At 68.0% G+C, this 9,072-nt stretch carries 5 protein-coding genes and 3 pseudogenes; 5 read left to right on the top strand and 3 right to left on the bottom strand.

The features are described 5' to 3' along the window. The first annotated feature begins 139 nt into the window (after positions 1 to 139). The 4 genes and pseudogenes from GEV07_29865 (at position 140) to GEV07_29850 (ending at position 4,591) form a co-directional block, all read left to right on the top strand. Positions 140 to 1,390 (top strand): annotated as a pseudogene (locus GEV07_29865) (Tn3 family transposase). Between the two features lie 1,329 nt (positions 1,391 to 2,719). After that, positions 2,720 to 3,169 (top strand): hypothetical protein, encoded by a 450-nt coding sequence (locus tag GEV07_29860; GenBank protein MQA06727.1) that lies wholly within the window; start codon positions 2,720 to 2,722, stop codon positions 3,167 to 3,169. Between the two features lie 131 nt (positions 3,170 to 3,300). Next, positions 3,301 to 4,146, top strand: a complete 846-nt coding sequence (locus GEV07_29855; protein MQA06726.1) for an alpha/beta fold hydrolase — start codon at positions 3,301 to 3,303, stop codon at positions 4,144 to 4,146. Next, positions 4,139 to 4,591, top strand: coding sequence for an SRPBCC family protein (locus tag GEV07_29850; GenBank protein MQA06725.1), 453 nt, complete (start codon positions 4,139 to 4,141; stop codon positions 4,589 to 4,591). The genes GEV07_29855 and GEV07_29850 overlap by 8 nt, the downstream gene beginning before the upstream one ends. A gap of 13 nt (positions 4,592 to 4,604) precedes the next feature. Here GEV07_29850 and GEV07_29845 read toward each other — a convergent pair whose 3' ends face one another. Further along, a complete protein-coding gene (locus tag GEV07_29845; protein ID MQA06724.1) occupies positions 4,605 to 4,874 on the bottom strand; it encodes a hypothetical protein in 270 nt (89 codons plus the stop codon). A 121-nt stretch (positions 4,875 to 4,995) separates the two neighbouring features. Further along, positions 4,996 to 6,895 (bottom strand): annotated as a pseudogene (locus tag GEV07_29840) (transcriptional regulator). Between the two features lie 311 nt (positions 6,896 to 7,206). Between GEV07_29840 and GEV07_29835 the strand changes: the two are divergent. Continuing rightward, positions 7,207 to 7,766: pseudogene (locus GEV07_29835) on the top strand (hypothetical protein). Here the strand turns inward: GEV07_29835 and GEV07_29830 are convergent. Further along, entirely contained in the window at positions 7,749 to 8,819 is a 1,071-nt protein-coding gene (locus tag GEV07_29830) for an IS630 family transposase (protein MQA06723.1), read from the bottom strand. The pseudogene GEV07_29835 and the gene GEV07_29830 sit on opposite strands and share 18 nt — an antisense overlap. Positions 8,820 to 9,072 lie beyond the last annotated feature (253 nt).

The raw sequence follows: 9,072 nt of genomic DNA, 5'->3' as shown, positions 1-9,072 counted from the left end.
CCTTCTTCTGGTAGGTCTTGCTCACAGCGGTCCCCTTCCTTCTTCGGTGTACTTGGCGGTTCACCAGAGGACCTACCACTCGGCAGGCCTCAGGCGGGGGACCGCCACCTTCAAGTTCTACGACCGCCGGGACAACCTCTGGGGAACCGTCGCGCTGATCGACATCCTGAAGGAAGCGGTCCTGCGCACCGGGTGTTTGAACGACGTCAGTGCCGTCGCCGGCAGCGGCACACTGCCGGTCGAGGTGCTGGCCGAACGGCTGATGCTGGCGATCTACGCCTACGGCACCAACACCGGGATCCGGGCGGCCGCTGCCGGCGGCGGGCACGGCCATACCGAGGACGAGATCCGCTACGTCCGGCGGCGATACCTGACCCGCGACACCGCGCAGGCGGTCGCGATCGGTATCGCCAACGCGACGTTCGCAGCGCGCCAGCAGACGCTGTGGGGTGACGGGTCGACCGCGGTCGCCTCGGACTCAACCCATTTCCGGTCCTACGACCAGAACATCTTCACCGAGTGGCACTCGCGCTACGGCGGTCGGGGGATCTTGATCTACTGGCACGTCGAGCGCGGGTCGATGGTCGTGCACTCCCAGACCCTGCGTGCCTCGGCCTCGGAGGTGCACGCGATGGTCGAAGGCGCCATCCGGCACGGGACCACGATGAAGGTTAAGGGCAACTACGTCGACAGCCACGGCCAGTCCGAGATCGGGTTCGGCATCACGAGGCTGCTCGGGTTCGACCTGCTCCCGCGGATCAAACGGATCAACAAGGTCCGCCTGTACCGGCCCACGACTGTCCAGCCGGAGGCGTACCCGCAGCTGGCGCCGGCGCTGACCCGCCCAATCCGGTGGGACCTGGTCGAGCAGAACTACGACCAGATGATCAAGTACGCCACCGCCATCCGCCAAGGGACCGCCTCGACCGAGGCGATCCTGCGCCGCTTCACCCGCTCAGCGTCACACCCGACATATCAAGCGATGCTGGAGGTCGGTCGAGCCCAGCGCACGATCTTCGTGGCTCGCTACCTGCGCAGCCGCGAACTGCAGCGTGAGATCACCGAAGGCCTCAACGTCGTCGAGGCGTTCAACGGAGCGAACTCCGTCATCTATTACGGCAAGGGCGGCGAGATCGCGTCCAACCGTCAAGACGAGCAGGAGATGACCGTACTGTGCCTGCGGATCTTGCAGGCGGCGCTGGTGTACGTGAACACCCTCATGCTCCAAGACGTCCTCGCCGAACACGACTGGACCGACCTACTCACCCCGGAGGACCGCCGCGGGCTGACACCTCTGTTCTGGCAGCACGTGCTTCCATACGGCGAGGTGAAGCTCGACATGACCGCACGCCTCAGCATCCGGACTGGCGCGCCAGCCGGCAGCCCGTAAGCGGATCCATCTACGGGATGCTCGCCAGCCCGCACGGAATGCGGCAGATCCCGGATGCTTCATCGTCTGACTATCCCGCCATCCCGGCAGGCGTCCTGTAGCGTCGTGACGCGAGTTGGTCCGCAGCGTCACTGAGTGGAGGCCGAGCTGCAGGCCGAGGGGAAACTGATGGATGCGTACGCGGACAACCTGGCCCGGGCTCGGGAGGCCCATGCGGCGCAGGACTGGGCTGGCGTCGCTGCCAACTTCGACGCGGTGCCGACCGAGCAACTCACCGCAGACGACGTCGCAGCCCATGCCGATGCGATGGCGTGGCTCGGCCGGATCGAGGACACTCTGCGGCTGACCGCTGCGGCCTGCGAGGCATTCGAAGCAGACGCCCGGCCGGCCGAGGCCTCGTGGGCAGCGATGCTGTTGGGGCTCTTTCACATGGGGCGGGGCGACGAGCCGCAGGCCATGGGCTGGTTCGGTCGTGCCGGACGGCTGCTGGAGGGGAACCCGGACTTCCCCGCGCAAGGACTGCTGCTGCTGGTCACCGGGGTAGAGGCGAGCCTGCACGCGGGCAAGCCGGCGGCAGCGGTTGAGGCGGCGCGCCAGGTGCAGGCCCTCGGCAGACGGATCGACGAGGCTGGACTCGTGCTCATGGGCCTCAACGGAGAGGGCCGCGCCCTGATCATGGCCGGCCAGATGGCCGACGGGTTGGCGCTGCTCGACGAGGCGATGGTCACCGCCATCGACAGCGATCTGCCCCCCTTCATGTCGGGCAGCCTCTATTGCCACACCATCGCCGCCTGTCACGAGATCGCAGACTTCCACCGGGTGTCCCGCTGGACCGACCTGACCGAGGACTGGTTGTCCACACTTCCCGCGGTGGGGGTCTTCGGTGGCCTGTGCGCCGTGCACCGCGCGCAACTCCACGTCCTCCGCGGCGCGTGGGACGAGGCCGAACGCGCGGCACTGCAGGTCGTGACAGACCTCGACGCGATGCGCGTCGACTACGCGGCGGAGGCCTGGTACGTGGTCGGTGATGCGCGCAGGTTGCGCGGCGACCCGGATGCTGCCGCGGCGTACGACGAGGCGCACGCGCGCGGACGTGACCCGCAGCCGGGTCGGGCGCTGTTGCGGTTCGGTGGCGGGGACGCAGCCGGGGCAGCGACGGCGGTGCGCACTGCCGTGACAGCCGCCGGCGACGACCCGCTTCGCCGGGCGCCGCTGTGCGCCGCCGCGGTCGAGATCGCCCTTGGCGCGGGACGGCTGGAGGATGCCAGGGCCGCCGCATCCGAGCTCGCCGAGACCGCGGCGAGGTACGCCACCTCGGGTCTCGAGGCAATGGCGGCCGGTGCCCACGGCGCCGTACTGCTGGCCGAGGGCCTCGCCGAGGAAGCGCTTCCGGTGCTTCGCGACGCCTGCCGACGCTGGCACGAGCTGGGAGCGGTGTACGACGCCGCCGGGGCCTGTGTCCGGCTTGCTGCGGCCTATCGCGCGCTCGGCGACGAGGTCTCCGCGGAAGCAGAGGCGGCGCGGGCAGAGGCGGCGTTCGAGCGGCTGGGCGCACATCGTCCGGTGCCGGAGCTACCCGACGGGCTGACCCGGCGCGAGTGCGAAGTCCTGGCTCTGGTGGCCGACGGTCGCTCCAACCGGGTCATAGGCGAGAGACTGTTCATCAGCGACCGAACGGTGGCCCGGCACCTGACGAACATCTTCGGCAAGATCGGGGTCACGTCCCGAACCCAGGCCGTGCGCTACGCGATCGACCACCGGCTGACCCTCACCCGGTGAGCCGGCTACGCACTACCGCGTAGTACGGCCGCCGCAGGTTGGCCAATCACGCCGATGCCGGCCACCTGCCACACGTCCGATGATCCCAGTAGACGCACCGAACAGCGGTGCCTCGAACGGGAGCAGGAACTATGACTGACACGAGAATTCACCGAGCGGTCTCCGCCGACGGCACCGAGATCGCCGGACGAGTGCACGGAGAGGGACCCGCGCTGGTCCTGGTCCACGGTGGGATCGGCGACGGCGAGTACGCCTGGGACGCGGTGCTGCCCCACCTGACCGCCAGGTTCACCTGCTACCTGCCGAGCACCCGTGGCCGCGGGCTGTCGAGCGACAACCCGGACCATTCGCCGCCGCACCTGGAGGACGACGTCACGGCCTTCGTCGAGAGCATCGGCGAACCGGTCGACCTGGTCGGCTGGTCGGGCAGCGGGGCCTGGGTGCTCGGGGCTGCGGCCCGCAGTGCCTCGGTGTCCGCGGTGGCCCTGTTCGAGCCCGCGGTGATCTCGGTGATGGGACCCGACGACCAAGCCCGGACCATGGCCATGGCGCAGCAGATGGGTACCGCGGCCGGCGACGGTCGGCTCGCCGATGCGTTGCGGGCGTTCGCCCCGTGGATCTGCAACGACGAGGAGGTTGCCGCCCTGGAGCGGACGGACTTCCACCAGCGGTGGTCGGACGGAGTCCCGGCGATGCTCCGGTTCATCCAGGGCGACGCTCCCTACGAGGGCCCCCGGTCCACCGATCCCGAGGCGCTCGCCCGGGTCGCCGTACCGGTGCTCCTCCTGCAGGGCGAGCGGACCCGCCTCGCGACCTGGTTCACCGATGCCGCGGAGCACATCGCCCGTCACGTCCCCGACGCGCAGGTCTGCGAGCTGCCGGGGCTCGGGCACTTCGCCCCGGTGCTCGCCGGCGCATCCATCGCCGACGAGCTGGTGACCTACTTCGAGTCGGTCCGGAGTGAGTCTCGTGCCTGAACGACACATCACGCTGCAACGTCGCATGTCGGCATCCACGTGTTCCGTCTGGGCCCTGTACGCCGACTTCCCGAACCTGGCCAACCACTGGACTGGCCTCAGGGCCTCCAGCGCCGTCGGCGACCAGGCCGGCGGCGTGGGTGCCCGCCGCCAGGTCAGGCTGAAGCCGGTCGGCAGGATGGAGGAGACCGTCACCGTCTGGGAGGAGGGATGCCGGATCGACACCCAGAACCAGCCCAGCTGGTCGGTTCCGTTCAAGCAGGCCCGGTCCTCACTCACGCTCGAGCCTGCCGGAGAGGGGACGGTGACCACGTTCGACTATCACTACCTCCCCCGGGGCGGCCCGTTGGGCCGCATCACCGGCCCACTGATCGACAGGATGTTGACGGCGACCTTCGCCGACATGCTGGCCGCCTCCGAGAAGGCGGCCCTCGCGAACGGATGAGACGGCCGCGAGGTCAGCCGTGGGAGGTGGCGAACCGTTCGAACCGGCTGGCGCCGAACTGGTCGAGGAGTGCGTTGACGCCGGGGTGGTCCGTCGGTGTGAGCAGGAAGAGGCTGTCGATGCTCTGCAGCGTCATGAGCTCGTCGAAGAGACCCGTCTCCTGCATCTGACCGATGTGCTGCATCAAGGCATCGCCGTCTGCCCACTCCTCGTCGAAGGACACCGTGCCGCTTTCGCGGTCGCCGTAGCCCTCGACGCGCACGGCACCTGGCGACTGTCGCACGTGGTCCTCCCACTTCCTGATGAAGTCGACCTCGGTCGAGGTAGTCGTCGTAGTGGGAAACCTTGCCCTGGCTGACTCCGATCACTGCGAGCGGATGGCCCATCGGCACCGCCGTAGAGACTCAAAATTGCCATCCAGCCGGCGCGCGCGGGTCAGGGTGGTAGGCGCAGTAGGTGCCGGTGCGGATGGTGTGGCTGAGGTGCTCGCCCAGGGTGGGGTGGTGTTCACCGATCTTGGTCATCGCCTGGCGGACCGAACGGGTTACGGCGGCTCGAGCGCGTTCGGACGCGGACGCAGCTCGTCGGCCGCGACCTCCGAGACCAAACGCGCGTGCGAGCTCTCGAACGAGGAAGTCGCGTTCGGCATCTGCCTGGGCGAGGCGCTCGGCGTCCCCGATGGTGCGCGCCTGCTCGATGTCGTCGTCGAACTCGGCGATGCGTCGGCGGTAGGCGTCCTTGGCTCGGGCGTCGAGAATCTCGCCCGCATCGCCGAGTGCCGAGTGCGGCAGGTTGGCCACCTGACCGCTGTCGACCCGAGAAGCCCGGCCGGTCTCGGCGGCGACGAGATCCAGCACGTGGTACTCCCGGTCGGGTTCGGCGAGGAGCCGCACGAGGTAGCGCATGCCCTTGAGGTCGCGCACGCGAACGGTGTGCCCCTCGAAGATCACAGTCCAGTAGTCCCCTCGCGACGAAAGACGTTGACGCTCTCAGTGGGCTGTTCCCCGGCTGCATCGCGGCGCTCGACGTGTGCTGGTGGGGACACGGAGGGCGCGGTTTCGATCCGGTCGAGGATCTCGCGGGCCGCTGCGCGCTCCAAGAACGCCCGGTGCTCGCTACCGCGGGCGGCATGGGCGTCGGACAGGTCCATGCGTGCGCGTGCCGCCTCGTAGGGGGCGCCGACCTCGTTCCACAGTCGCACCGCTTCGGACAAGCACTGCTCGGCGCCGGCCGCATCGCCGCCGGCGAGTCGCACTCGTCCGCGAGCCAGCGTGGCGCCGGCGAGCAACGCCTTGTTGTCGAATCGGGCAGCCACGAGCTCCAACTCGTCGGCGGCTGATCGTGCCCGGCCGAGGTCGCCGGCCGCGATCTCGATCTCGACCTGGGCCTCGAGCAGCGGAGCGCGGTGCAGGTCGCTGGTCGGTGGTCGCTCCTTCGAGGGCACCCGGATGGGGCGTTCGAGGGCGTCTCGTATGGAGGCGGCCGCGGTGGCCGGGTCTCCTTGAGCCAGGCGCACCAGCGCCAGACCGGGTTGGGGATCCCACCCGGCGCGGTGTGCGGCGAGCAGGGCCTCCTCCGCGCCCTTGATATCTGCCTTGTGCAGGCGAATCACTCCGAGCTCGTTCAGCGGCCAACCGAGTTCGCGGCGCAGGTAGGGGCGCAGCTCCTCACAGGCCATCAACGCCTCACCCTCCGCCTCGCTGCACGACCCACGAAGCCGGAGGATCTCCGCGCGGTGGACCCGGCACCGGCCGTGCACGCTCCCGACGGCATTCGTCTGGCACCACCGCTCCATCGCCTCCGTCCACTCCTCGGCTAGGTCGTACTGGGCGAGACCCTGCAGAGCGCACACGAGCTCGCAGTAGACGATGCCCGTCGAGAGCGGATCGAGGTCTCCGGAAACCGCCGCCACCCCTGCTTGGTCTAGCAGGGCCAGCCCTTGCTGGACGTGGCCGTCCAGGATGAGGAGGCGGGCTTCGGTCACCGTGCCGATGGCGGCTGCCGCCAGGTCTCGCTTCGAACCAATCTTGACAGCTACCCGGGCCCATTGCCGAGCGCCGGACAGGTCTCCGGTCAGCATCCGCTCGTTGGCGCGTACGGCCGCGAACCACGCTCCCACGCCTCGATCGTCGCGTCGAGGTGGCCGGCCGCGTACGCGACCTCGCCGAGCAACACTAGATCAGTGGGCGCGAGGGGGCCGTTCTCGTCGGCGCCTACGAGCAGATCGAACGCCTCGTGCCAGTCGCCCACGGCTGCGGCGGAACGCGCGCGCTCGACCGCGCCAGGACCAGCGACATCACTCATCGCGCCTCCTGTCCCGTGACCGCTCAGGGTGCGATCCTGCGGCACCGAACCGTAACCGTGGGGGTTACCGCCGTAACAGTCTTGCTCACGCCCTCTGTGAGGAAGCAGATCCTCGCCACCGGGCGAGCTAACTGAGGAGGACTCATGGAAGGCACGATCGCAGAATCCGAGGCGGACCCGACTCGCCGGAACCTCGGGCACGTCCCGCGTTCAGGCGTCGTCAGCACGAACGGGCAGGAGCTGTTCTACGAGACTCATGGAGCCGGCCCGCCACTCGTCCTGGTGATGGGCATCGGGTACGACTCGTCGCTGTGGACCCTGCAGCAGGTCCCGGCGCTCTCCACCCGGTTCACACTCGTCCTCCTCGACAACCGCGACGCCGGCCGCAGGTCTCGAGCCAACCACCCGTACAGCATCGCCGACATGGCCGACACGGGGACTACTTGCCCTTAACCACGGACACGATCATCGCTGTGACCATCGGCCGCGCCATCACGGACGCATACGACCTTTGGATGCTCCCGCCGCTAACGCTCGGTTGTTCTCACGAACACGCGTTCTGGCCAGGGACCTTTAGCATCAGCTCCCACACACTCCATCAGGTGGTCACAGACGTGGCCACCTCAACGGCGGCGGCTGGGTACCGCCTAGCAATGTCAACGGGCACGGCGGCAACTACACATTGGCCAACGCAGCTCAGGAAGCCAACTTAACCGGCCCGCACGTCACGCTGTTTCCCAGCAGTGATGACATACGGCACGCTCGAACCGCCGCGGAGTTGGCGACCAGCGCGCACGAAGACATGCACGCAGGTGAGTTTGAAGTGTCGATACTGCTGCATGCGTACCCAGACCTAGTGTCGCGCTATTGAAGTTGCTTGACCTCTGGTCGCGTGGGGGATGATCTGGTCGGCGGTCTTGGTCCACACGAACGGCTGGCAGCGTTCGTTCCAGGCGTCGATGTAGATCTCGATCGCGGCGATGAGGTTCTTGACGCTGGTGAAGGTGCCGCGGCGGATCGCCTGTCGGGTGATGATGCCGAAGAAGATCTCGACCATGTTCAGCCAGGAGCCCGAGGTCGGGGTGAAGTGCAGCGTGATCCGCTTGTTCTTCGCCAGCCAGCTGGTCACGGCCGGGTGCTTGTGAGTGGCGTAGTTGTCGCAAACGATGTGCAGCCGCCGGCGCGGGTAGCTCTTCGCGACGTGCCTTAAGAAGCGCAGGAACTCCTCGTGCCGGTGCCGCGGGTAGCAGGCATCGGTCACCTTGCCGGTCGCGACCTCCAGCGCCGCGAACAGCGTCGTGGTGCCGTGCCGGACGTAGTCGTGGGTCTGTTTCTCCGACATACCCAGTCGTAGCGGCAACACCGGCGCAGTGCGGTCCAGCGCCTGAACCTGCGACTTCTCGTCCACGCACAGCACGATGGCCTTGTCCGGCGGGTTCAGATACAACCCGATCACGTCGCGGATCTTGGCCTCCAACTCGGGATCGGTGGAGAACTTGAACGTCTCGACTCGCCAGGGCTGCAACCCCCATTTCTTCCACGTCGTGGATACCGTGAAGTCGCTGACGCCCAGATGATCGGCCAACAGCCGGCTCGACCAGTGCGTGATGCCGAGCTTCTCCGGCGGCGGCTCCAAGGTCGCGAGCACGACAGCCACCGGGTCGATACGACGCGGGCGCCCGGACTTGGGCCGATCGTCCAGCCCGTCGATACCCTCGGCCGCGAACCGTCGCTTCCACCCGATCACCGCTGGCTTACTCAACCCGACCCGGCGCACGATCTCGGTCGTGCCCACCCCGTCGGCAGCCAGCAGAACCACCCTGGCCCGCTGCGCCAGTCCCGCCTTCATCGACGGCGCGCGCGTCCACGACAACAACTCCTCGCGATCCCGCGAGGACAGCTCCACATCCACAGCCGGCGCCATGCATCATGATCCCACAGGTAAAGCTATTTACCTAGCGCGACACTAGTTGCCCACGGGTATCAGACCACTGACCATCACGCGCCAGACCGGCCACTACTTCACCTGCTAGGCATGTCCGCCTACACCAGCACCGGCGTCATTGGGCACCCGTCACTGGCTAGTGCTGACAAGGGCAGAGCTGTTCTTGCAGCACTCACCGAACGATTCGAGCTGCACTTGAAGGCACTCACCGGGGAGTGACCGCACGAACCTT

The sequence above is a fragment of the Streptosporangiales bacterium genome (assembly GCA_009379825.1).
Taxonomy (GTDB): Bacteria; Actinomycetota; Actinomycetes; order Streptosporangiales; family WHST01; genus WHST01.
The sequence above is the reverse complement of the archived record's forward strand: the minus strand, read 5'-3'. Positions and strand labels throughout refer to the sequence as shown.